The organism is Vibrio sp. KUL80 (assembly GCF_059725495.1).
Genome location: NZ_AP045841.1, coordinates 1,001,781 through 1,024,475, shown reverse-complemented (window position 1 = coordinate 1,024,475; position 22,695 = coordinate 1,001,781). Strand labels below are relative to the sequence as shown.

Below are 22,695 nucleotides of genomic sequence, written 5' to 3'. Positions count from 1 at the left end.
CTTTTTCATCACAACGCGTTATGCGTTTCGTTTTGATGCTTAAAGGTTAATCTATCTCCACATTACAACAAGAGCGGCGATCTAATCTAGTTCATCAAATTTTTCGAACAAGCACTGGTTAACGCGATATAAAACGACTAGATAGCCGACTGCAATTCTGTCCAAAGATCATTAACAATGATACGGTCAGCTGGTGTCAGTTCAGATTTAGCGTCATCAAGGCTTGCTTGGATACGTGTTTTAAATTCACCGAGATCTGATACGCCTTCTTCTTCACAAGACGCGGCTGACAGTGAAATGTGCCCGCGTAAATAGCCACCAGCAAACAGTTCATCGTCGGATGCGTCCTGGATGCGCGAGTCGATGGTTTCAAGTAGTTTTTCTTCGTATTCAATAATCATGTTGAGGCTCAGATTTGTTTTTTGATTTAAGTCGTCCGCCGTTAGCGAACCACGAATGTATTGTGAGAAAGCTCTGGTGTTTTGTAAAAGGCTCGTAACGCCTCAGATAGCATTTTCACGCGAAGCGGAATACCCGCTTCTAAGATACTCAATACCTCAGCGTGCACTTTTTGCATGAAGCCAACGCGGTCGGGTTCAAAATCACCACTTAAGTTGTCACAGCTCACCGTAAACGGAAAACCGGCACTTGCTGAGAGTATCCACTCATAAGCTTGAGGACGAATTTCGACCTTCTCAAATTCGCTTTGGACCTCTTGGGTACGGCCATCAGGATGATACCAATAGCCAAAGTCTTCTAGAAGTCTTCTCTCCGGTCCCGCGACACACCAATGAGCAATTTCATGCAACGCTGACGCATAGAAGCCTCTAGCAAAAATAATGCGATGAAAGTCCACCTTATCATCAGCTGGCAGATAAATAGGCTCATCACCACCGAGCTCCAACTTGGTTCGGTAGTCATCAAAAAAGGTGCGATTGAAAATGGAAATCAGGTCTTGGTACTGGTGGTGCATATCAGTGTTGAGTCAATAACGATTGCCGATATTGTGTATGGATTCGACCTTAAGGTAAAGCGCAAACTACTGGAGTGTTAAAAAAGCCAAGCTCGAGGAAATCCCATTGCTATTTTTTCACTAAAAACATTAGTTAAACTAATCCTAAAAACGTTTGCGCTACAAAACATTTCATTCGTCAAAATTCGACCTAATCACTACACTGTCGCATCTTAAATTTTCGAGTATTGTGTTATGTTGCTTACCGTCTTATATATCATTGGCATCACAGCAGAAGCGATGACAGGCGCCCTAAGCGCTGGTCGCCGCAATATGGATTGGTTTGGAGTTATGCTTGTTGCCAGTGCAACGGCGATTGGTGGCGGTACCGTTCGTGATATTTTGTTGGGTCATTATCCGCTCGGTTGGGTCAAGCACCCCGAGTTTCTTGCCATCACTTGTCTTGCAGGTGTACTCACTACTGGACTTGCCAAATGGATTATAAAATTTAAAGGTGTATTCTTAAGACTGGATGCCTTGGGTCTGATTGTGTTCACCATTATCGGGACCAATGTTGGTCTGAGCATGGGGCTACACCCTTTTATTTGTGTCGTTTCAGGCCTAGTCACGGGCGTGTTTGGTGGTTTGCTACGTGATTTGATCTGTCGTCAAACACCTTTAGTTCTGCATCAAGAGCTATACGCTTCGATCTCCGTTGTTGCTGCCTGCTTGTATTTAGGGCTTCTGGAATACGGCTTGTCAACGTTGTCCACGACCATCATCACCCTGGTTGTCGGATACAGTTTACGTATGGCTGCCGTGCGCTTTAAGTGGCGTTTGCCTTCTTTCCAGCTGGACAGTGAAGAAGCGTTACACTAATTCTATTCTCAAGCTGATATTTATAACTTAAATATCAGCTTTCTTGTCCCCCCTATCGTTCAATATTTCTCCTGTGGTTATAGTGTTTGTCATCCAAGGCAATCACAACAAAGCGCTCAAATCACTAAGCGCACTAACATACAGGTAAAGAACATGCTTTCATCAAAACTGTTTACATCGAAAACACTTAAAGCGTTTGCCCTAGTTATGGCACTGTTCGCAACAGGATGTGCATCGAATAAAGCCACGGATGATGAAACAGCAAACCGTAACGAAGCTCGTAACCGTGGTGCCATTGGTGGCGCTCTCATTGGTGTGACCGCAGGTGTCCTAACCGGCAGCCCAGAGGTTGCGGTTAAAGCGGGTACCGCAGGTGCCGTTGCGGGTGGTGTATCAGGCTCAATGAAAGACACGGCCGAAGCACGTGAAACAGAACGAACCGAGATCTTAGCCGAGAGCCTACAAAAAGACACTCGTTCAGACTCAGAAAAACGTGTCGCTGAGCTAGAAGCAGAGATTCGAGTTAAAGAGCTAGAGAAGCAGATCGCAGAGATGGAAAAACAAGAAGCCGAGATGGAAGAGCAAGAGGCGAACTCAACGACGACATCAACGTCAGCATCTCAGCCTGAAGAAGATAACAAGTCCTAACACGTCCATGGCTAGTAAAAAATAGAGGCGTAAAAGAACTAGCCCCAACTCACAATGAGTTGGGGCTAATTTTATCAGTCTTGTGCCTCACAAACACGGCTCTGAATAGTTGGTGGTGCAGGCTCATAATGACTCAACGTCATACTGAAACGCCCTTCTCCACCGGTTAGCGCTTTGAGTCTGCGAGAATAATCTTGCAGTTCATTGATGGGTGACTTAGCCACCAGTATGGTGCTTCCATAGGTTCCTTGCTCACTTCCCACAATCAAACCACGGTTGGCAGATAAGTCTCCTGAAACATCACCAACACACTGAGTTGGGATCTCAAGTGACAGGTCAACAATAGGCTCAAGCACGATAGGTCCCGCCGCCTCTACGGCTTGCAAGAAGGCTTTTTTACCCGCGATAACAAACGCGATTTCTTTAGAATCGACCGAGTGATACTTGCCATCAAATACCGTGACTTCAATATCCTTGATTGGGTTACCCGATATCGCCCCTTCTTCCAACGCCTGAATGATCCCTTTCTCGACCGCCGGAATTAATGCGGTTGGAATCGCACCGCCTACAACTTTGTTCACAAACTTAAAGCCAGCTCCCCTTTCTAATGGACGCACTTTAAGCTGCACTTCACCAAACTGCCCTGCGCCACCACTCTGTTTTTTATGACGGTATTGAGCTTCAGCTGGCTTAGTAATGGTTTCAAAGTACTCAACACTCGGCTGACTGGTTTCGACATCAAGCTTGAACACTTGCTGCATCTTCTCTAAGGCAATCTTAAGATGGAATTCACCCTGTCCACTCAGCACCGTCTCATTAGTGCGCGTGCGGTGTTCGATTTTAAGCGATGGGTCTTCTGCGGCAATCTTAGTCAATACATCTGACAGTTTTTGCTCGTCACCCCGTTTTTTGGGTTTGAGTGTAAGACTGTACATAGATTCTGGGAAATTAAGCGTTTTAAACTCAACACCATCTTCATCATGGGAGTCATGAATGACCGAATCAAACGCCAAGTCATCCACCTTAACCAAGACACACAGATCACCTGCTTTTGCACTGGTAATCTCTTGACGCTTCTTACCTTGCAGATTGTATAGGTGTCCAACCTTGAAGGCTTTGCTGCTGTCACCAATGAACAGCTGACTGCCTGCGGTGATCTCGCCTTGGAACACGCGAACATAAGCCAGTTTACCCATATATGGGTCGACATTAACCTTGTACACATGCGCAACGGTATGGTCACGCTTATCACAGTCGATAGAGACCTGCTCGCCGTTTTTCTCAAGCATCGGAGGATTACCCTCATCGGGCATTGGCATGATTTCAGCTAACGTACGAAGCAATAGATCACAACCTGCGCCTGTATCTGAAGAGACAAAACACACCGGTACCACATGACCTGTGCGCAATGCTTTTTCAAACGGATCGTGCAGCTGCTCTGGAGTCAGTTCAGAGCCTTGTTCTAAGTACAGCTCCATCAAAGACTCATCCATTTCTACAACTTGGTCGACAAGTAACTCATGCGCCTCATCGACACCACTGAACAGGGTACTTTGCTCTGGATTAGGCTCGAAATAACAATCGACAACGTCTGCTGGCTTGTCCGACGGTAGGTTGATAGGTAGACATTGTGCGCCAAACCTTTTCTCTATCTCTTCTAGTAGCGCTAAGATTTTATCTGGATTTTGATCGATCTTGTTGACGATCACCATCTGGCATTTTTTCTGTTGCTGGGCGAACTGGAACAAGCGTTCCGACACTTGGTTGATTGCTAGTCCTGCATCGAGCACCAATGCTGTCGCTTCAACCGCAGGGAATATGCTCAAGGTACGCCCAAGCAGTTCCGCTTGCCCCGGGGTGTCGATGATGTTCATCTGGTGTTTATGCCAAGAGAGAGTAACGGGGGTCGCTTCAACGCTATGTTGATAGTGAATAGACTGGTCATCAAAGTCGGTAATGGTATCGCCATCTTCGACGTGACCTAAGTTATTAATCGCGTGGGACTCGTAAAGCAGACGTTCAATCAAGCTGGTTTTGCCAGTTCCTGTTTGACCGACAAAGGCAATATTTCTAATTTCATGTTGAGACATAAAGAGCTCCTTAAATGATTGGAAACAAGCACAGTTACATTGAGTCGGCGGTTACCCGCCTACTCGTCTTCCAAGTCATTTTTCGGATCCTTCTGTCCAAATAAATGCACTCCCCAGCAATGGTTGAGTGTTTAGTTTGAACCTATACCCACACAAATATTGTGACTAATTTCATAACGTCTGGATTTTGGGGTATTTATTGCTCAAGACGTGATTTGGGACAAAAAAAGCCCTGCTGTTAATGAGCAGAGCTTTAGGTAGTTTTTAGTTGAAACAGCTGTCTTTAGTATTGCCACCCATACCCAATCACTCCGTCATTCCACTGGCCGTGCGCCTGCGTAGGCAGGAATCTATTTGAGGCTTGCTGCCCGCTTTGAGAAGACCCCTGCCTGCGCAGGGGTGACGATATATTGGGTCCGTGGAGGTAACAATGCGTAGGATAACGACAAACTCTAAAACACCGTCATTCCTGCGAAGGCAGGAATCTACTTGAGGCTTGGTGCCCGCTTGTACTGATGGTCACATAGGTAACACTTTAAACCGGCCACATAGGTAACACCCTATGTTGGCCGAATTACTTTTCCAACAACTTCATCGACAATCCCTAATCTCATTTCTCCAAATCGAAGCAACCAACATCGATTGTCGATATATTCCAAACTGACGTACTCGCCTAATAGTCTTCTAGTGACATAAATGGCTTGCCCGTTAAGTTTAATATAGCCGCCACATTTCACCTTTCTGACTTCATGTTCGCTAGGATATTCCAGCGGTGGTAATTGATTGGGGAATGGTCGAGGAGACTTTCTATAAACGTCTGCAGGACACTTCCCTAATCCAAGAGATTGATGAGGACGCTCTTCATTGTATTGCAATTTGAAGCGATTAAGAGCCCGTTGCTGAGCCGATAAATTGCCCTTCGGTGGTTTGGCTACCTCAGCCTTCAAGGTTCTATGCATCCTTTCATGCCGGCCATTCTGTTGTGGGCACCCCGCCTTAATTCTCTCAGGATAGATACCAAGACGAACTAGCCAGATTGATAGCGGAGTAAGCCCTCCTAAGGTTACACACGCAAATGGCCAGCCATTGTCCGTTCGAATCATTCTAGGTAAGCCATACTCCCGAAAAGCCGCTTCATAGGCACTTTGTACAGCGGGCAGTTTGGTGTTGTAGAGTCCTTTACACACCAGGAGCATACGACTGCAATTGTCAGTGAGAGTGAGTGGGTAACACCACCTATCGTTCCCCATTTTAAACTGACCTTTAAAGTCTGCACTCCAAACATCATTTGGCTCCATCGCATGAGCAAGAGGCTGAGTTTGAGGTGGCGTCGTCAGTCTTCTTCTCTTGGGTCTGACAAGGTTGTGGCGCTTAAGGATTTCACCAATGGTACTTGGCGCAGGCCAATGCTGAGAATGGTTAGAACGATAGAGGGCGGAGTGGATTTTGACAGGCCCCCAGTTTGGATAACGAACCTTTAAATCAAGTATCCGTTTCACAACCCAGTCCGGCGTTTGATTGGAATGGGTATGTCTAGCTCGACTCAAGTCAGCTAAACCAGTCATTCCTTGCTCACGGAAACGGTTGATCCATTTGTAGCCTGTTTTACGAGCTATGCCATAACGCTGGCACAGCTCGCTAATAGAAAATCGATGGCTAAGCCAATCTTCAATGAAAAGTTCTCTTTGGCTCATGATACAAGTCTCTTCCCATGGCATAAGCTTCTCCTCTTCGAAGCTTACACATTAGCACTTGTTACCCATGTGCCCGGTTAGAACTGTTACCTATGAGCCCGGTCAATACCGCTTTGAGAAGACCCCTGCCTGCGCAGGGGTGACAATGAACCCACTACTGCGGATTCGTCATTCCACTGGCCGTGCGTCTGCGTAGGCAGGAATCTATTTGAGGCTTGCTGCCCGCTTTGAGAAGACCCCTGCCTGCGCAGGGGTAACGGTATATTGGGTATGGTATGTTGAGCTGTTAAATCACTGGTGTTTCTGTCTGCACGCCGTGGTTTTGACCACGATGACGCAACAGATGATCAAGCAGTACAATCGCCAGCATAGCTTCTGCAATTGGTACTGCGCGAATGCCTACACATGGATCGTGGCGACCTTTAGTGATCAATTGTGTTGGCTCGCCAGTTTTAGTAATCGTCTCACCCGGTACCGTGATGCTCGACGTCGGTTTTAGCGCGATATTGGCAACAATATCTTGACCGGTTGAGATACCACCTAAAATACCACCAGCGTGATTGCTCGTGAAACCTTCAGGCGTCAGTGGGTCACGATGTTCGCTGCCCTTTTGATTAACAACATCAAAGCCATCACCAATCTCAACACCTTTTACCGCGTTGATACTCATTAGTGCGTGAGCAATGTCTGCATCTAGGCGGTCGAAGATTGGCTCGCCAAGACCAACAGGTACGTTGGTAGCGACAACTTGCAGCTTAGCGCCGATTGAATCGCCTTGCTTCTTAAGATCACGAATAAGCTGGTCAAATGCTTCTACTTTGTCGACATCTGGACAGAAAAATGCGTTATTTTCGATTTCATCCCAATCTACCTTGTCGATAGATACATCACCCATTTGCGATAGGTAAGCGCGGATTTCAACACCGAACTCTTGCTTAAGGTACTTCTTAGCAATCGCACCTGCGGCAACACGCATCGCCGTTTCGCGTGCCGATGAACGACCGCCACCGCGATAGTCACGAACACCATACTTTTGATGATAGGTGTAATCCGCATGACCCGGGCGGAACTTATCTTTGATCTCTGAGTAGTCTTTTGAACGTTGGTCTGTGTTCTCAATCAACAGGCCAATGGATGTACCTGTCGTTTGTCCTTCAAACACACCAGAAAGAATCTTCACTTCATCTGGTTCACGTCGTTGAGTCGTGTATTTCGATGTACCTGGACGACGACGATCTAAGTCAACTTGCAGATCGGCTTCCGTGATTTCCAATCCAGGAGGGCAACCATCCACCACACAACCCAGTGCGATGCCGTGACTCTCACCAAATGTGGTTACACGAAAATGTTGTCCGATGCTATTTCCTGCCATTACTTCCTCTGTCTGTCCGAACAAGCGCGATGTCTATTGCGAATCTCTCAACAAATTATGCTAAGTGACGCAAAGATTGAGTGTGAGCGCTTGTCCTTTGCTTGTCTATTCTTCGTGGATTCATAGTGACGACAAAGGCAGGCGATGTAAACCCCCAAACAAAAAAACGCTGCAATTCTCATTGCAGCGTTTTTCAATCTCAGAGTCATCTCAGAATTAGTCTTTGTAAATCGAAAACTCTTCTGCGTGCCCAACAAGCTGTTCACGGGTCAACATAAACACACCGTGACCGCCGTTTGCGAACTCAATCCAAGTGAATGGGATATGCGGATACTGTTCCATCATATGCACCATCGAGTTACCCACTTCACAGATAAGAATACCGTCATCTGTTAGATAGTCAGGAGCGTTAGAGAGGATACGGCGTACCAGCTTAAGACCGTCAGTACCTGCTGCAAGGCCCAATTCTGGCTCGTGCGTGAACTCTTCTGGGAGTGAGTTCATGTCTTCTTCGTCAACGTAAGGTGGGTTAGAAACAATCAGGTTGTATTTTTCTTTCGGCAGATCGCGGAAGAGATCAGAGCGAATCGGGAACACTTGCTGCTCTAGACCGTGGTCTTGAACGTTCTGCTCAGCAACCTCTAGCGCATCCGTTGAAATGTCAATCGCATCAACCTCAGCATCAGGGAAGGCATGCGCGCAAGCAATTGCAATACAGCCACTGCCCGTACATAGGTCCATAATGCGAACTGGCTCTTCAGCCAACCAAGGTTGGAACTGAGCTTCAATAAGCTCTCCGATTGGTGAACGTGGCACCAACACGCGCTCATCAACAAAGAACTCAAGACCGCAGAACCATGCTTTGTTAGTTAGGTAAGCTGTTGGGGTGCGGTCGTTGATACGTTTAATTACACGTTCAACAACACGCAAACGCTCGCTGCTGGTCAAGCGCGAGTTTAAAACATGTGGTGGCACGTCAATCGGTAAGTACAGCGTTGGCAGGATGAGCTGAACCGCTTCATCCCAAGCATTATCAGTGCCGTGGCCGTAAAAAAGACCTGCTGCATTGAATCGACTAACGGTCCAACGAATCAAGTCTTGAAGTGTGTGAAGCTCAGAAACGGCTTCTTCCACAAAAATCTTATCCAAAATTGCCTCCAAAAAGCGCTACAATACTGCCAATCTAGATGTTTATTGAGTTGTCCCAGTCTATGAGCAAAAAAGACACCAACGCTGATGACGATTTCGCCCTATTTAGGGATGCAGTACAAGGCGTAAAAAAGTTGCAACAGGATACCATAGTCCAGCAGCCAAACAGAAATAAGAAACAAAAAGAACAGAAAAGAACCAACCGAGAAGCCAAAGATGCAGAGTTTTACTTCTCGGATGAGTTTGTTCCGCATCTAAGCGACGAGGGGCCAACCCGATACGCTCGCGATGACGTGTCGACTTATGAAGTGAAGCGCTTGCGTCGTGGTGTGTATGTACCGGACGTGTTTTTAGATATGCACGGGATGACGCAGCAAGAAGCGAAGCGTGAACTAGGTGCGATGATCGCGCACTGCGTAAAGGAAAACATTCACTGTGCCTGCGTCATGCACGGCATCGGCAAGCACATACTTAAGCAGAAAGCGCCGCTTTGGCTAGCTCAGCACCCAGACGTGATGGCGTTCCACCAAGCTCCGCTGGAATTCGGTGGCGATGGCGCTCTCTTGGTCTTGTTATCCATTCCAGAGAAATAATCAGCACCTAGGGCGACACCAGCAAAGGGCGTCGCCTTATTTAGTATGCTGATCACAATAAGCAACGCAGAAAAATTAGACTATGGGTGAATGTGCCAAAGCACTTCGCCTTGTCTTCTTTCCACATCATAGTCAATGCAGACCATACCCGACGTCGGGAACATTGGTGCACTGATGTCACCCACAAACTCAGCAGTCAAATAGCCGACCAAAGGTAAGTGAGAGACAAGCAAGATAGATTCTAGGTTTTCAACCTCAGCGATTGCAGAGACAAACTCCACCACATCTTCTGCTTGTCCGTACGGCGTTATGTCATCGGATGTGACCACATCATCACTGCTAAACTCGCTGCTAACGGCAGCCCACGTTTGTTGAGCGCGTAGGTAAGGGCTAACTAATACTTTATCAAAACGACCATAGCCTTGCTGTTTGCAAGCTCTCGCGACCACGACTGAGTTCTCTTTGCCGTGAGACGTTAATGCTCGTTGTTCGTCTGTTGGAGCGTAATGAACCGCTTCCCCGTGACGCATTATAAACACTTTCATATGAATACCCGCCTGTTCGATGGCATTTCTGAGCCGCCATCTCTAGCGTTACGACCCTATTGTTTATACGCAAATTACCTCAAAAGGTTACCTGCCTTAATTATTAACTAGGGTATATACTTATTTAAAAAAATTAATTATATCAATTCACTTGCTAAAGGCTTCGACTTTCTTAACAATTTACAATGTCACACTAAAAAAGTTTGTAACTTAGTTTGCCAGTCTCTTATTGAATGATTGTAATTAAGTATTGGTGCATTCTGTTAGTACCAATAGTGAGACATCGCCTTAGTAGCCAGACGCTTGGTTAAGCAGTCCAAACCATCGCTTAATCTGGACAAGCCATCGCTTATTCTGGAGAAGATACGTGCATATAAGTCCAAATGATAATCGCTCATATCGCTACCTCACGCTAAACAATGAGTTACGCGTGCTGCTCATTCAAGATGAGCAAGCCCAAAAATCCGCGGCTGCGCTCGCCGTTAACGTTGGCCATTTCGACGATCCCTCTGATCGCGAAGGCCTTGCGCATTACCTAGAACACATGTTGTTTTTGGGCACAGAAAAATACCCAAAAGTTGGCGAGTTTCAGTCTTTTATCAGCCAACATGGTGGCAGCAATAACGCTTGGACAGGTACCGAGCACACCTGCTACTTCTTTGACATCTACCCGAATGCGTTTGAAAAGGGACTCGATCGTTTCAGTCAGTTTTTCACTGCGCCCCTGTTTAATGAAGAAGCACTAGACAAAGAGCGCCAAGCCGTAGACTCCGAGTACAAACTCAAACTCAATGAGGATGGCCGCAGACTCTATCAAGTGCAAAAAGAGACCATCAATCCTGCGCACCCGTTTTCTAAGTTCTCGGTAGGGAATGTAGAAACACTCGCTGACCGTAATGGTAAAACCATTCGCGACGAGATCCTCGCCTTTCACCGCGATCAGTATTCAGCCGATATTATGACATTGGCTATGATTGGACCGCATGAGCTCGATGAGCTGGAACAGTGGGCTCAGGACAAATTCTCCGACATCACTAACAATCACCGCATTACTAAGTCGGTCGACGTTCCTTTTGTCACCGAAGAACATACCAAAGTCATGGTGCGCGTTGAGCCTGTTAAAGAGATCCGCAAGCTTATCTTGTCGTTCCCCTTCCCGGCAACGCATCAGCATTACCATCAAAAGCCGCTCTCCTATTTTGCCAACCTACTCGGTTATGAAGGCAAAGGAAGCTTAATGCTCTACCTCAAAGAACTGGGTTGGATTACATCCCTCTCGGCAGGTGGCGGAGCGTCTGGCAGTAACTACCGCGAATTCAGTATCAGCATGACTCTAACGCCTGTTGGGCTTGAACATGTTGATGAAATGATTCAGTCGGTATTTCAGTACATAGAGCTCATTAAAACTCATGGAATGCAGGAGTGGCGTTATCTTGAGAAACGAGCAGTGATGGAATCTGCCTTCCAGTTCCAAGAGCCAGCAAGACAACTCGAGATGGTTAGTCACTTAGTGATGAACATGCAGCACTATGAAGCGGATGATGTCATCTATGGCGACTACAAAATGGCAGGCTTCGATGAAGCTATGCTTGCCGAGTACGGCACTTTCTTTAGCACTGACAATCTAAAAGTTACCCTAGTGGCGAAAGATCAAGCGTATGATCGTGAGGCGGACTGGTACTTTACGCCCTACTCTGTCACCAAGTTTACCGAGCAAGAGATTGCGTTTTTCAACCAGCAGCCCGATAACGGCGAACTACCTTTTGAGCTGCCTGAGAAAAACCCATTCATCAACTACGACTTGTCGACCTATCCTTTAGAGGGCAGTGAAGAGCATCCGCAGCTTATCGAAGACCTCGATGGATTTAGGCTATGGCACCTTCAAGATAGCCAATTCAAGGTACCAAAAGGCGTTGTGTTTATTGCTATCGATAGCCCACATTCCGTTGCTTCGCCTCGCAATATCGTCATGACTCGCTTGTGTGTTGAGATGTTCCTCGACTCATTGTCTGAAGAGACCTATCCGGCTGAAGTCGCGGGTCTAAGCTACGATATGTACGCCCACCAAGGTGGCGTTACCTTATCAATCTCTGGATTTAGTAAGAAGCAGCCTCAATTGCTTGAGATGATTCTTAAACGATTTGCTTCGCGTGAATTTAACCCTGCGCGCTTTGAAAGCATCAAAGCTCAGATGATGAGAGGCTGGCGAAACTCAGCAAAAGATCGTCCGATTTCGCAGCTCTTTAACGCGATGACGGGCATTCTACAGCCTAACAATCCACCAAACCCTGTTTTGCTTGAGGCACTAGAAACCATATCGGTCGACGAGTTGCCGAGTTTCGTCCAGGCGATTTTGTCAGAGCTACATATAGATATGTTTGTCTATGGGGATTGGCACAAACAAGGTGCGCATGATATCGCCACTACGCTTAAAGATGCCCTTCGTATTCACAATCAAAAATACGAAGAGAGTCTAAGACCTCTTGTGATGCTTGGGCGCAGTGGCAGCTTCCAGAAAGAAGTGGATTGCGACCAAGACGATTCGGCGATTGTGGTTTACTACCAGTGTGAAGACATCAACCCGAGAAGTATTGCCTTGTATTCACTCGCCAACCATTTGATGTCAGCGACCTTCTTCCACGAGATCCGTACCAAACAGCAGCTTGGCTACATGGTAGGGACTGGCAATATGCCACTCAACCGTCACCCGGGTATTGTACTCTATGTGCAATCACCTAAAGCGGCACCTGCCGATCTGATTCGCTCCATAGATGAGTTTTTAAATGCGGTGTATATGGTCTTGCTTGAACTCAACGATTATCAATGGCACAGCAGCAAAAAAGGACTGTGGAACCAAATTTCCACCCCTGACACGACACTACGAGGGCGTGCTCAACGCTTATGGGTAGCAATAGGCAATAAGGACACCAGCTTTAGCCAGCGTGAGAAAGTGCTTGAAGAGCTTAAGTCACTGACGCGTGCCGATATGATCCGCTTCGTTGTCAACGAGCTCAAACCTCGCACGGCAAACCGACTCATTATGCACAGCCAAGGCAAAGCGCATGTGGATGCCGCTAAGCTCGAACTAGGACGCGAGATTGGCTCTATCGAAGAGTTTCAGCTCCGACCGAAAGATACTGACCTAGGATAAAAAAACACCCCCTCTTTCGAGGGGGTGAATGTTTGTAGACCCTAAATTTATTATAAGTTACTTGTAGAAGCTTTCGTCTAAGCCCGCTCGAGTAACCAGCCCATCACATGGTGCAAATCGGTCACCGTACTTCTGAGCGTGTTCATTCATCAACTCAACCACTTTCTTGATGCCCAATGAGTCCATGTAACGGAATGGGCCACCTAGGAATGGCGGGAAGCCGATACCGAAAATCGCACCAATGTCTCCGTCTCTCGGACTACGAATAATGCCTTCATCCAAACAGCGGACCGCCTCGTTGAGCATTGGCAGTACGCAGCGAATCGCAATCTCTTTTTCTGCCATTGAGGCCTCAGGCTTTAGACCTAGAACGCTGTAGACTGAGCTATCGACCGTCTTCTTCTTGCCCTTGTAGGTGTAGAAGCCTTTACCCGATTTACGACCTTTACGCCCATCGTTGAGAAGCTTGTCGAACACGTCAGGGCCTTGGAATCGCTCACCGAGCTCGTTGACCAAGATAGGCATGATCTTCGCGCCGATATCGACACCGACTTCATCGAGTAGTGTGATTGGACCGACCGGGAATCCGAAATCAAGCAACGCTCTGTCCAGTGACTCAATCGGCTCGTTAGCCAACAGCACATTCGCTGACTCATTCATGTAAGGTGCAAGAATACGGTTTACGTAGAAACCAGCCTGGTCTTTTACCACAATCGGCGTCTTACCCTGCTTTCTGGCAAACTGCACCATAGTCGCAATGGTCTCTTCGGACGTCGTCTCATGTGGAATAACCTCAACCAGTGGCATCTTGTCCGCTGGGCTGAAGTAATGCAGGCCGACAACATTTTCTGGTCGCTCTGCCTTTTCAGCAATTTGTGCAATTGGGATCGATGATGTGTTAGTGGCAAAAATGGTCGTTGGCTTAGCATGCGTCTCTACATCATTGACCATTTGCTGCTTAAGACCTAAATCTTCAAATACCGCTTCGACCACCACGTCCGCTTTATTGAAACCGGTAAAGTCAGTACCACCTGCCATTTGAAGCATCTGAGCCTGAAGATCTGCTTTAGAGATGATGCGGCGTTTGCGCTTCTTCTCTAGCAATTTGAAGTTGTAACCAAGTGCGTTGACGATACCGTCATTGGAAACATCTTTAATGCGCACAGGGACTTTCGCTTTGCTCACGGTAACGTGGGTAATACCCGCTCCCATTAAGCCACCACCCAGAACAACCGCATTACTTACAGTGTTTGGCTGAGCATCACTACCAAACTCTTTCTTCATCTCTGTGGTAGCGAAAAAGATAGAGCGAAGTGCTTTAGACTCTGAGGTCATGACAAGCTCACCAAAGCGCTTGGCTTCGTTCTCAAGACCCTTCGTCATGCCCTTTTCAAGACCAAAGCGAATCACGTCTAGAATGGCATCGGCGGCTGGATAGTTGCCACGAGTCTTCTCGTTAGTCTTTTTCGCTGCTTGGTCAAAAATGACTTTTCGACCCAACCCAGTACCCGACATAAGTACTTCTTTTTTGGTTAGCTTCTTTGCTTTACGCTTTTTGCCTTTCTCCAAAAACTGCTTCGCCACATCAAGTAGAATCGTCTTTGGAACACTGGCATCAACCACACCTAGCTTCTTGGCTTTTTTAGCGCGAAGCTGTTTGCCGGTTAGGATAAGATCCAGTGATGGCAGCAAACCAATCAATCTAGGCAAACGTTGAGTACCACCAGAGCCTGGCAACAAACCAAGCTGAACTTCTGGCAGACCTAATTTAGTAATGTCCGCATCACTACATACACGGTAGTCACACGCTAACGCGAGCTCTAGACCGCCGCCCAAACAAGGGCCATGAATCGCAGAAACCACAGGGAAAGGCAAATCTGAGAGCTGCTGGAACATCTCTTGGCCCTTGGCCGCTAGTGCTTGTGCCTCTTCTGCTGAAGTACACGCATCTAACATTCTTACGTCTGCGCCAGCGATAAAATTATCAGGCTTAAGTGAATGAACAATTAACCCTTTAAGGTCAGATTTTTTTTCTTCTAGTTCTGCAAACAGCTGCGACATTTCTTCTGCAAAAGCCGCTTGCAAGGTATTCATTTTCTCGCCGGGTACATCAATACCAAGCCAAGCGATGTTCTGTTCATCAACCGAAAGATGAAAGGCTTTTTGTTCACTCATTATTCTACCTCCAGAACCATTGCTGCACCCAGACCACCTGCTGCACATGCCGTATTAAGGGCTAGCCCACCGCCGCGTCGTTTCAGCTCATTCAATGTTTGTGTAATCATTCGCGCACCTGTTGCGGCAAATGGGTGACCGTAAGCAAGCGAGCCACCGAGTACGTTGAACTTGTCCATATCGATTTCGCCGATAGCTTGCGAGCGACCCAGTTTCTCTTTCGCGAACTTCTCACTCGCAAACATCTTCACGTTTGACAGCGCTTGAGCGGCAAACGCCTCGTGCATATCAATTAGAGTTAAGTCAGATAGAGAGATACCCGCACGATCCAATGCCATTGGCGTCGCATAAGAAGGGCCCATCAGCATGTCTTCACGCACACCAATTGCCGAAAATGCGTACGAGCGGATGTAGCCTCTGATTTCTAGTCCCAGCTCTTTGGCACGGCCTTCTCGCATGAGCATAATCGCGGCAGCACCATCGGTGAGTGGTGTACTGTTGGCAGCAGTCACACTACCGTATTGTCTATCGAACGCTGGGCGTAGTTTGCTATAGCTCGATAGCTCTGAGTCATGGCGGATGTTGTTGTCTTCATCCAAGCTCTTTTTGTATGGCTCAGGAAATGCCGACATCACCTCATCACGCACTTTACCTTCCTTCCATGCTTGAGACGCAAGAGTGTGTGAGCGGTGCGCCAGTTCGTCTTGTTCTAAGCGACTGATACCGTGAGATTTTGCCATCTGCTCAGCGGTCTGCCCCATAGACAGACCCGTTGAATACTCAGCCACCGCTGGCGGTACTGGCATTAGATCTTTAAACGATAGCTTTTTAAGAATGTTGAGCTTTTGACCTACAGTTTTTGTTTTACTTAGCGCAAGTAGGTTCGCAGCAAGTTTTTTAGAGACGCCAATTGGCAGTACTGAAGAAGAATCTGCACCACCAGCGATACCCGCATCGATAGTGCCAGCCATAATGCTTTCGCAAACATTGGCCGCAGCTTGGAAGCTGGTTGCACAAGCGCGCGTCACACTGTAAGCATCAGTATGGATGTTCATACCCGTTCCAAGCACGATTTCACGAGCGATGTTTGGCGCTTCAGGCATCTGTACTACCTGACCAAATACCACTTGGTCGATCAACTTAGGATCGATGTCGGTGCGTGCCATCATTTCGGCCACAACCATTTTTCCTAAATCTACTGCTGGTACTTGACTAAACTCGGTACTTTGACGGGCAAAAGGGGTACGAAGCCCCGCCACAACAGCAATTCGCTCACCGTTTCGAGTGGTGAGATCGATTTTCCCCACTTCCTTACTGCTCATAGTTTCTCCTTACTAAAGAGGTCTGACCACGCGCATTGTAACGAGATTGTTAATGATTTAAAACAGCCGTTTGATAAATATTGGTGGTTTTATTGAATAACGTGATAGGGTCGACCAAAATGGAATATGAGATTTGCGTAAAGTCGGCAACAATATGGTGTGAGAAAACAATAAGATATCGGTAGGATTTCAGGCAAAAAAAAACCACACAGATAATTGTGTGGTTGGAATCTCTAAAGCAATTAACTTGCGCCAATTGAAAATAATCAGTTTCCTGATTAGGAGAAAGTAAAGTCAGCCTTCAAAAGGAAGTGTCATCTTGCTCAACATGTTAGTCCCGAAAGACCAACGAGATGACAGGGTCTAATATAACTTCTCCACAGGTCGGAATTTTGAACTAGATCAATTTTGTGTGACTTTACTGACACCGCGGAACAAAAAATAGAGTTCACAGAGCGAAAACGGGGGCTCCTGTGTCATTAATTAAAAATTTTGGAAATAAATTCTCCAAACGTCCGGTCAACTCGGATATGGACAAACAAAGAAAGTACGAAGCACTGGTACGTGCTTATCATCGCGACCTATATCGGTACGCCTATTGGCTGTGTAAAGACAAGCCAGTGGCTGAGGATTTGGTTCAAGAAACTTGCCTTCGTGCATGGAAGTCGTTAGACAGCCTGCAAGACGAAAAGGCAGCGAAGTCGTGGCTCATCACTATCCTTCGCAGAGAAAACGCAAGACGCTTTGAGCGTAAGCAGTTTGATCTGGTGGATATCGATGACTATGGCAATGATGCCAAGGTTTCTGATGATCCGCACCACCAACAGGAATGGCTTCAAGCACAAATTATGAAACTCGATGTCGAGTATCGAGAACCACTTTTCTTACAAGTCGTTGGTGGATTTAGTGGTGAGGAGATCGGTAATATACTCGACTTAAACAAGAATACCGTTATGACTCGATTATTTAGAGCTCGAAACCAGCTTAAAGAGATGCTTGAGTCTGAGGATGCACATAGGGGGCAACAAAATGGATGAGTTAGAATTCCGTCGTCGCGTTATGTCCGATCCTAAGGCAAGAGATCCGGAGCTGTTGGAGGCGACAAAAAATAGTGAAGCTAATGCCAAGTATCTCGATGATATTTTGGGATTGGATGCACGTATCGAACAGGCAATGAAAGTTGACGTGCCTGACGATCTTGCGGATCGTATCTTGTTCAACCAGCCGCCTGAGAATAATGTCGTCAAGGTAAACTTTACTAAAAGAGCATTATCATTGGCTGCTTCTGTGGCGTTCGCGTTTGGTTTGCTTGTCGGTCAAGTTAACTGGGGGAATATTGTTGTGTCTGACGCACAAGCATCACTTCCAGAGATGGCCATGGAGCATTTCAACGCTGAGAAAAGCTTTATCGAATCTTTAGATGAAAATCCGTCTAAAGAACAGATCAATGCCAAGCTATTGCCGTTTGCTTACCAGTTGGGACAAAGCTTTCCGTACCACGTTTTCTACATTAATCACTGTGGATTTGGTGACTCAAATGCGATGCACATTGTATTTGAAGGCGAGAAAGGCAAAGTCACCATGTTTCTGACAAGAATTCCAACCGGACAGGTGGAAAACTTCGACAAAGATGGTATGTCAGGCATGGTTAAGCCAATGGGAGATGCCAGTTTTGTCCTAGTGGGCGAAGAAGGTGAAAACCTAGATAAGATCGGCGAAAAGATTAATAAAATCCTTAATCCTGCATAAAAACCTATAACAAAAGGGCCAACTCCCGCGAGCTGGCCCTTTTTTGTTTTCCGAAGCAGTTTTTAGAGTAACCACTCTAAATATATGCATAATCGATGCTTTTACTGTCAGTTAGTCGGCATTTATATACTTTTTGCGTCATTTTGATTACTGGTCTGATTTCTAATGTCTATACTAGCGATTAGGATCAGCCCCAAAATTGAGTTTTAACTCAATTTTAACCAATTAACGCCCATAAGAGGCGATGACAAAAAAAGGATGTATACTAAATGACTACTTCGCGTCTGTATAAAAAAACACTATTAGCAGTGGCAGTTTCGTCACTCACATTAGCCTCCACTCAAGCAACAGCAGCCGGTTTCCAGCTCAACTCCCAATCAGCAACAGGCCTAGGTCGTGCATTTGCTGGTGATGCGGTTATTGCAGATAACGCGTCTGTAATGGCCCGTAACGCGGCAGCGATGACACTGTTTGATTCGCACCAATTTTCTGGTGGTGTGAACTACATTGATACTGATATCAAAATTACCGATGTCTCATATGGCGGCAACCCTGTTGCAGATACGACAAACAGCAGCGGTACACCAGTTCCTAATATCTACTACATCCACAAAATCAATGACAAGTGGGCTGTAGGTGCTGGTATCTATTCCAACTTCGGTACTAAGAACAACTTCGATTCTTCATGGGGTGCAGGCTCAGGAAGCATTATTGCTGGTATTCCTGATGCAAGTGTATTCGGTGGAGAAACTGAGATATCTAGCATCAACTACACAATTAACGCAGCATACCGAATTAACGAACAGTGGAGTGTTGGTGGTGGTATCGATATTGTGCAGGGCAGCGGTAAGCTAAAGCGCAATGCCTACCAAGGCGTAAGAGCAGTTGATATTGAAGCTGATGGTATAGGTCTAGGCTTTAATCTAGGCGCTGTTTTTGAGCTTAACGAAAATAACCGCTTTGGTTTCGCTTACCACTATTCTCCAGAGATCGAAGCTGATGGCGACCTATATGTCGATGCTGGTCTAGCTTCCGGTAACCCTGCAGGTATTGGTACTAACGCTATTCCTGGTGAAAACTTGATGTTATCTCTTCCGAGTATGGCTGAGTTTTCTGGTTACCACCGCATAGACAATACTAAGTTTGCTGTCCACTATAGCCTTCAGTGGATCGGTTGGAGCGTATTTGACCAATTGGAAACAAACAAAGGCACGCAACTAGGTAGCTATGAGTGGAAAGATGGGTACCATGTCGCAGTTGGCGGTACATATTACCTAAACGATGCTTGGACGCTACGTGCTGGTTATATGCACGACACAGCCGCTCAAAACGACATCACTTCTATTTCAGTACCAGATTCAGATCGTAACTGGTTCTCGGCTGGTTTTGGCTACAACTTCAAACAACACCACACTGTTGACTTCGGCTTCACTTACTTAATGGGTGCAGACGTTAGCGTTACAGAAGGTGGTGGTGCTTTAACAGCGACTACTCGTGCAGACGCTATCCTAGCTGGTCTTCAATACAGCTACAGCTTCTAAGCTGATTAGTGCATCATAACTTAAGGGTCGATTTATCGACCCTTTTTGTCGTCTCCTTAACAACAACTGGTCCAACCTTACCCTTTCAAACCTTTACATCTGTACGCTGAATTACCACAACATTCTGATAACAACCAGCACATTCACCTGTCAAATAATTTCTTCCCATATAAAATTTCAAAAATACACTTTTTGTCACAAATTAGTTTTAAAGTCTTTACTCTAAAAATAGAATCTTCGCTCTAAACGCAATTAATTTGAGCGAACAATAATGATAAATTCAAAATACTCTCCCTTTGCTATTGCAGTGGTAATGGGCACCTTAGCGTCTGCACAAGCGTCTGCGGCAGGCTTTCAACTCGCTGAATACTCAGCGACCGGTCTAGGTCGAGCGTACGCTGGTGAAGCCGCAATGGCTGATAACGCGGGTGCACAATGGCGTAACCCTGCGATGCTGACTTATTTGGAAGGTACACAAATTTCTGGTGGTGTTCTTTATGTTGAGCCGAATATTGATGTGAAAGGTACTGCGACCAACGTGTTAGGGCAGTCTTCTTACACCGAAGCGAAAGACATTGCCCATAGTGCCCCAGTACCCAACTTGTATGTTTCACACCAGATCAATGATGATTGGTATACAGGTCTGGCTCTAAGCTCCAACTATGGAATGGAGACCGAACTCAGCAGTGATTTCAAAGCAACACAATACGGAAATGAAGCAAAAGTCATGACCATAGAGGCGGTAGCAAATGTAGGTTACCGAATCAATGATGCATTCAGTGTAGGTGGCGGTATTCGCTATGTGACTGGCGAAGGAAAAATTGGTGCGACAGCACCAAATAACTTTGGACCTATTTCGAAAGGTGACTACCTGAAATATGTGGAGGGTACAGACTCTTCATGGGGTTATGTGCTAGGCGCTGCATGGCAAATAAATGGTGACCATCGCCTCGGCTTTGCATATAAATCAGAGGTAATGATGGACTTCAATGGTTATGGCGAAGGCAAAGCTTTACACTTCCAGGGACGTCGCGATGGAAAACTTAGTGTAGCACTCCCAGCTACCGCTGAACTCGCATCATTCCACCAATTGTCAAACAAATGGGCAATGCACACGAGCATTAACTGGACTCAGTGGAGTAGCTTCGACAAACTCGAAGCTAATTTCGTAGACGGTGTAACCGTTCCTATCAAAACTGAAAACTGGAAAGATAGTTATCGCTTCGCAGTGGGCACTACATATCAGCTCAATAGTAAGCTCGCTCTGCGCGGTGGTATCGCCTACGATATGTCAGCAGTTGACGACAAATACCGTACAACAACCATTCCAGAAACTGACCGTACTTGGTTAAGTGCAGGTCTATCTTATGCATTTACTAAACAGTTTACCCTTGATGGCGGTCTGACCTACATTATGGCGCGCAAGGCTTCTATTAGTGAGCCTCGTGATGAATCGGACCAAGATGCGGCAGATTTGTTTGGTGAATTCGTTGGCGAAATCTCTGGCGATGTATGGATCGCTGGTATCCAAGCGAACTATCGCTTCTAAATCTCTAAAAACTGTCAATTACCATCATCCCCTTGAGAAAGGGGATCTTTCACGTTACGTAGTAGAGTTAATTGGTACGGTTAATCAATTACTTATAGTTTACTACGCGCTTTGGGAGATCTTCACTTCCGTGAAGATGACGAGAAGTGTGATACCGATTGTTCGGAAACCCATCACTAGAAACTACTCATCAAAGCTATCCAAGTAGTCATCAATATACGCTTCTTGTTCCTCATCGACCGTGTCATCTACGATCTCTGCGTTGTAGTTTTGACGTTGAATATAAATATCACGAGTCAGAGCGTATGGATCGGGAGACTGCTCCAGTGTCGCTTCTTGCGATACGACTAGCGCCCTCTTCTCCATCCCCTCTAGTGCCCACTTACCAAAGCTTGCCCAGAAGTTAAGTAGCGATGCCGGTGGATATAAACCATCGACGACGTCCGCACCCTCACGTAAGATAATCGGACCGTAGCCAGGTACCATAATATAAGGTCCCTCGCCTACGCCGTAATGGCCTATTGCATCACCGAACTCTTTCTTGTCGTGTTTTTCAATACCGGCTGCAGAGGCGATGTCGATAAAGCCCAGAAGACCAAAGGTACTGTTAATCCAGAATCGGTTGAAATGGTCGAGCGCCTTACCGCCGTTACCCATCACAACATTGTTCACGGCACTAAAAGGTTCATCGAGGTTAGCGAGGAAGTTTCGAACACCCGAGCGCACAGGCACTGGTGTGTAATTAACATAAGCGAGGGAAACAGGTCTGACGAAATAAGGGTCAAGGTAGTCGTAGTTGAGTGCCCACATGGCACGGTTGAAGCCTTCAAATGGGTCGTAAACATCAGCACCCACACTGGCACTAGCTTCAAGCTCCGTTGCTGCAGAACCATCAGAAGGAGCATCGCTCGACTCGGAAGCCACATTTACGTCAGGCACGCTTTCTTCAGGCGCTGATGCCAGCGGCTCCGTTTGACTCGATACTGATTGCTGAGTCTCTACCGCCTGCTCTTCATCGGGGGCCGATGCACAGCCAAACAGAAATACGCTAGAAACAAAAACGGCAAAAAGCGTGTGCTTCTTGCCGGTTAATGCTGATTGCATAACCTCATCCATAAGCCAGTACATTCTGCGTTTGGTTTTTATGGCTCCCTATTTGTCTGATAAATAAGGAATAAACGTCAGACTGTATTAATAACCACTATGGATGAGTATAGCGGCATGCGCGCAGTCAAGCTAGCTAAAGCAACAACTTGGCTACATTTAAATTAATCGCATGCCTACCG

At 46.5% G+C, this 22,695-nt stretch carries 18 protein-coding genes; 8 read left to right on the top strand and 10 right to left on the bottom strand.

The window, feature by feature from the left end:
• Positions 1–137 precede the first annotated feature (137 nt).
• A complete protein-coding gene (locus AC6I8U_RS04740; protein WP_234495455.1) occupies positions 138–401 on the bottom strand; it encodes a YfcL family protein in 264 nt (87 codons plus the stop codon).
• A 41-nt stretch (positions 402–442) separates the two neighbouring features.
• Positions 443–973 carry an elongation factor P hydroxylase gene (locus AC6I8U_RS04735; protein ID WP_498017863.1) on the bottom strand — a complete coding sequence of 177 codons (531 nt, stop codon included), beginning with the start codon at positions 971–973 and terminating at the stop codon, positions 443–445.
• A 234-nt stretch (positions 974–1,207) separates the two neighbouring features.
• On the opposite strand from AC6I8U_RS04735, the gene AC6I8U_RS04730 reads away from it, so the two are divergent.
• Together AC6I8U_RS04730 and AC6I8U_RS04725 are read left to right on the top strand one after the other, a co-directional pair.
• Positions 1,208–1,831, top strand: a complete 624-nt coding sequence (locus AC6I8U_RS04730; protein WP_128649468.1) for a trimeric intracellular cation channel family protein — start codon at positions 1,208–1,210, stop codon at positions 1,829–1,831.
• 207 nt (positions 1,832–2,038) lie between these two features.
• Complete coding sequence (locus AC6I8U_RS04725) at positions 2,039–2,479, top strand: glycine zipper family protein (RefSeq protein WP_498018317.1); 441 nt, start codon at positions 2,039–2,041, stop codon at positions 2,477–2,479.
• A 74-nt stretch (positions 2,480–2,553) separates the two neighbouring features.
• Here AC6I8U_RS04725 and fusA read toward each other — a convergent pair whose 3' ends face one another.
• The 4 genes from fusA to prmB form a co-directional block, all read right to left on the bottom strand.
• Positions 2,554–4,569 carry an elongation factor G gene (fusA, locus tag AC6I8U_RS04720; protein WP_498017862.1) on the bottom strand — a complete coding sequence of 672 codons (2,016 nt, stop codon included), beginning with the start codon at positions 4,567–4,569 and terminating at the stop codon, positions 2,554–2,556.
• A 560-nt stretch (positions 4,570–5,129) separates the two neighbouring features.
• Positions 5,130–6,263 carry an integrase core domain-containing protein gene (locus tag AC6I8U_RS04715; RefSeq protein ID WP_394151372.1) on the bottom strand — a complete coding sequence of 378 codons (1,134 nt, stop codon included), beginning with the start codon at positions 6,261–6,263 and terminating at the stop codon, positions 5,130–5,132.
• A gap of 286 nt (positions 6,264–6,549) precedes the next feature.
• On the bottom strand, positions 6,550–7,635 hold the full coding sequence (gene aroC / locus AC6I8U_RS04710) for a chorismate synthase (RefSeq protein ID WP_042478517.1): 1,086 nt from the start codon (positions 7,633–7,635) through the stop codon (positions 6,550–6,552).
• A gap of 216 nt (positions 7,636–7,851) precedes the next feature.
• On the bottom strand, positions 7,852–8,784 hold the full coding sequence (gene prmB, locus AC6I8U_RS04705) for a 50S ribosomal protein L3 N(5)-glutamine methyltransferase (RefSeq protein ID WP_498017861.1): 933 nt from the start codon (positions 8,782–8,784) through the stop codon (positions 7,852–7,854).
• Between the two features lie 62 nt (positions 8,785–8,846).
• On the opposite strand from prmB, the gene smrB reads away from it, so the two are divergent.
• A complete protein-coding gene (gene smrB / locus AC6I8U_RS04700; RefSeq protein WP_042478558.1) occupies positions 8,847–9,377 on the top strand; it encodes an endonuclease SmrB in 531 nt (176 codons plus the stop codon).
• A gap of 80 nt (positions 9,378–9,457) precedes the next feature.
• Here smrB and sixA read toward each other — a convergent pair whose 3' ends face one another.
• A complete protein-coding gene (sixA, locus tag AC6I8U_RS04695; RefSeq protein ID WP_498017860.1) occupies positions 9,458–9,922 on the bottom strand; it encodes a phosphohistidine phosphatase SixA in 465 nt (154 codons plus the stop codon).
• Between the two features lie 367 nt (positions 9,923–10,289).
• Here sixA and AC6I8U_RS04690 point away from each other — a divergent pair, with 367 nt between their 5' ends.
• Positions 10,290–13,073 carry an insulinase family protein gene (locus AC6I8U_RS04690; RefSeq protein ID WP_498017859.1) on the top strand — a complete coding sequence of 928 codons (2,784 nt, stop codon included), beginning with the start codon at positions 10,290–10,292 and terminating at the stop codon, positions 13,071–13,073.
• A gap of 57 nt (positions 13,074–13,130) precedes the next feature.
• Here AC6I8U_RS04690 and fadJ read toward each other — a convergent pair whose 3' ends face one another.
• Entirely contained in the window at positions 13,131–15,248 is a 2,118-nt protein-coding gene (gene fadJ / locus AC6I8U_RS04685) for a fatty acid oxidation complex subunit alpha FadJ (RefSeq protein WP_498017858.1), read from the bottom strand.
• The gene (gene fadI / locus AC6I8U_RS04680) at positions 15,248–16,570 is read right to left on the bottom strand and encodes an acetyl-CoA C-acyltransferase FadI (protein WP_498017857.1); all 1,323 of its coding nucleotides are present in this window, start codon (positions 16,568–16,570) and stop codon (positions 15,248–15,250) included. Before fadI ends, fadJ begins: the two co-directional genes overlap by 1 nt.
• Positions 16,571–17,100: 530 nt before the next feature.
• On the opposite strand from fadI, the gene AC6I8U_RS04675 reads away from it, so the two are divergent.
• The 4 genes from AC6I8U_RS04675 (at position 17,101) to AC6I8U_RS04660 (ending at position 21,409) form a co-directional block, all read left to right on the top strand.
• The gene (locus tag AC6I8U_RS04675; protein WP_234495448.1) at positions 17,101–17,607 is read left to right on the top strand and encodes a sigma-70 family RNA polymerase sigma factor; all 507 of its coding nucleotides are present in this window, start codon (positions 17,101–17,103) and stop codon (positions 17,605–17,607) included.
• On the top strand, positions 17,600–18,319 hold the full coding sequence (locus AC6I8U_RS04670; RefSeq protein WP_498017856.1) for a DUF3379 family protein: 720 nt from the start codon (positions 17,600–17,602) through the stop codon (positions 18,317–18,319). The genes AC6I8U_RS04675 and AC6I8U_RS04670 overlap by 8 nt, the downstream gene beginning before the upstream one ends.
• 269 nt (positions 18,320–18,588) lie before the next feature.
• On the top strand, positions 18,589–19,860 hold the full coding sequence (locus tag AC6I8U_RS04665; protein ID WP_498017855.1) for an outer membrane protein transport protein: 1,272 nt from the start codon (positions 18,589–18,591) through the stop codon (positions 19,858–19,860).
• Between the two features lie 274 nt (positions 19,861–20,134).
• Positions 20,135–21,409 (top strand): outer membrane protein transport protein, encoded by a 1,275-nt coding sequence (locus tag AC6I8U_RS04660; RefSeq protein WP_498018316.1) that lies wholly within the window; start codon positions 20,135–20,137, stop codon positions 21,407–21,409.
• 183 nt (positions 21,410–21,592) lie between these two features.
• On the opposite strand, the gene AC6I8U_RS04655 is transcribed toward AC6I8U_RS04660, so the two are convergent.
• Complete coding sequence (locus AC6I8U_RS04655) at positions 21,593–22,513, bottom strand: MlaA family lipoprotein (protein ID WP_394150556.1); 921 nt, start codon at positions 22,511–22,513, stop codon at positions 21,593–21,595.
• Positions 22,514–22,695 lie beyond the last annotated feature (182 nt).

Coding starts and splice junctions, on each gene's coding strand:
- AC6I8U_RS04740 (WP_234495455.1), bottom strand. CDS start 401: ATGATTATTGAATACGAAGAAAAACTACTTGAAACCATCGACTCGCGC.
- AC6I8U_RS04735 (WP_498017863.1), bottom strand. CDS start 973: ATGCACCACCAGTACCAAGACCTGATTTCCATTTTCAATCGCACCTTT.
- AC6I8U_RS04730 (WP_128649468.1), top strand. CDS start 1,208: ATGTTGCTTACCGTCTTATATATCATTGGCATCACAGCAGAAGCGATG.
- AC6I8U_RS04725 (WP_498018317.1), top strand. CDS start 2,039: ATGGCACTGTTCGCAACAGGATGTGCATCGAATAAAGCCACGGATGAT.
- fusA (WP_498017862.1), bottom strand. CDS start 4,569: ATGTCTCAACATGAAATTAGAAATATTGCCTTTGTCGGTCAAACAGGA.
- AC6I8U_RS04715 (WP_394151372.1), bottom strand. CDS start 6,263: ATGAGCCAAAGAGAACTTTTCATTGAAGATTGGCTTAGCCATCGATTT.
- aroC (WP_042478517.1), bottom strand. CDS start 7,635: ATGGCAGGAAATAGCATCGGACAACATTTTCGTGTAACCACATTTGGT.
- smrB (WP_042478558.1), top strand. CDS start 8,847: ATGAGCAAAAAAGACACCAACGCTGATGACGATTTCGCCCTATTTAGG.
- sixA (WP_498017860.1), bottom strand. CDS start 9,922: ATGAAAGTGTTTATAATGCGTCACGGGGAAGCGGTTCATTACGCTCCA.
- fadJ (WP_498017858.1), bottom strand. CDS start 15,248: ATGAGTGAACAAAAAGCCTTTCATCTTTCGGTTGATGAACAGAACATC.
- fadI (WP_498017857.1), bottom strand. CDS start 16,570: ATGAGCAGTAAGGAAGTGGGGAAAATCGATCTCACCACTCGAAACGGT.
- AC6I8U_RS04675 (WP_234495448.1), top strand. CDS start 17,101: ATGGACAAACAAAGAAAGTACGAAGCACTGGTACGTGCTTATCATCGC.
- AC6I8U_RS04670 (WP_498017856.1), top strand. CDS start 17,600: ATGGATGAGTTAGAATTCCGTCGTCGCGTTATGTCCGATCCTAAGGCA.
- AC6I8U_RS04665 (WP_498017855.1), top strand. CDS start 18,589: ATGACTACTTCGCGTCTGTATAAAAAAACACTATTAGCAGTGGCAGTT.
- AC6I8U_RS04655 (WP_394150556.1), bottom strand. CDS start 22,513: ATGCAATCAGCATTAACCGGCAAGAAGCACACGCTTTTTGCCGTTTTT.